The 1408-nt window shown below is 56.1% G+C and carries 2 protein-coding genes; both read right to left on the bottom strand.

From position 1 onward, the window contains the following. The coding region (locus H6B10_RS14510; RefSeq protein ID WP_204652249.1) for an adenylyltransferase/cytidyltransferase family protein at positions 1–142 on the bottom strand (142 nt) is incomplete at its 3' end. Positions 143–167: 25 nt separating this feature from the next. Next, on the bottom strand, positions 168–1408 hold a 1241-nt coding region (locus H6B10_RS14505; RefSeq protein WP_204652248.1), incomplete at its 5' end, for a LicD family protein.

Raw genomic sequence — 1408 nt, 5'->3', positions numbered from 1 at the left:
AGTGCACCACCAGCGCGTCGGACAGAACGCCCACGATCAGATAGTCGCATTCCTCCTTGGCGCGCCGCAGAAGATTGACATGGCCCACATGAAACAGATCGAATACGCCGGCAATATAACCGACCTTATACTTTTTTGCCATGGAATACCACTTCCTTGTTCAAGAATTACAGGTTGGAAAAGAAGGCCAGCAACGTGGCATGCTCTGCTTGGTACTGCCGGTAGGGCGTGCCCGCATCGAACAATCCTTTATGGTGGGAGACCCGCTGGGCCAGCGGCGGGTACAGGCGGTACTGCGGCCCATACAGCTGGCGCAGAAGTTTGTCATACGCCATCGGGATGGGATACTGCGTGCCTTCAAATGGCTGGGGGATTGTCCAGCGCCAGTCCTCGGCTTCAGTCAGCACATGACTTTCCGCCGAACGGTACCGCGCCAAAACGGTCAACAGTGCATCGGGCTCGTCACACTCGGTGAGCGCCGCATGAAGCTGGTCACAAAGATCCCGGTGGGAGGTCTGCGCGACCTGCAGGGCTGTGACGCTATCCAACTGGTACAATCCCGGATAGATTTTGGCCAACAACATGGACTGCAGTCGATGAATCCTGGCAAACTGATCCTGTCGCCGTTCCGGGTTTCGCCAGCAGGCATCCAATGGCAGAATGTCGATCCAGATGCCCTGGTTGCAGTTGTGCCCCAGGTTGCGGCTTTCGATACCGGTGGTAGTGCTGTCCCGCAGTTTGGCATATCCGCCATAGAAACAATCGGGATCGCTTTCCGGCGTCTGCAGGAAATATTCGGCTGCCCATGCATTGGGAGGCAACGCGCACAGCTTATCATAGTCGGCGCGCGGCATGATGACATCCACATCATCGTCCCAGGGTACAAACCCCTGATGCCGCACAGCCCCCAGAAGCGTACCATAAAACAGGGTATAGTGCAAGTTATTTTGACGGCATACCGCATCAAACGCCTGCAAAAGCCGCAGCAGAACCTCTCGTTCCGCCTTATCGTCCCGCGTGGTCGGAAGCGCCAGCGCCTGGTCTTGCAGGCGAGCACGGTTGGCTTTCACCGCTTCCGCCGGTGCACCGGCGTGCTGATAGAACGGCTCATAGGCCTCGTAATTGCGGTTTTCCTCGATAAATCGAGCTTCCTCCTGTTCATATGCTTCCCACAGCGCGTCGGTCAGACCGTACCGCTGTTTGAGTTCCGCCAGCGGTAGCATTGCCTCCGCATCAGGTGCAAAACCATAGGTATAGCGCAGCGCCCGGAACAGCACATAACTGGCAGGGTAGTTTTGCCGCACAAATTCCTGGTCATAGAAAAGATAATTTTCCTCGGTATAGAAACAATTGAAGGGAATCATATCGATACAGGCACGGGCCAGTATGGGCCCCGCCTGCTGCAACA

Origin of the sequence: Gemmiger formicilis, assembly GCF_016901605.1 — a bacterium.
Classification (GTDB): Bacteria; Bacillota; Clostridia; order Oscillospirales; family Ruminococcaceae; genus Gemmiger; species Gemmiger formicilis_B.
Note: the sequence above shows the minus strand (reverse complement) of the source record. Positions and strands in the feature narration are given on the sequence as shown.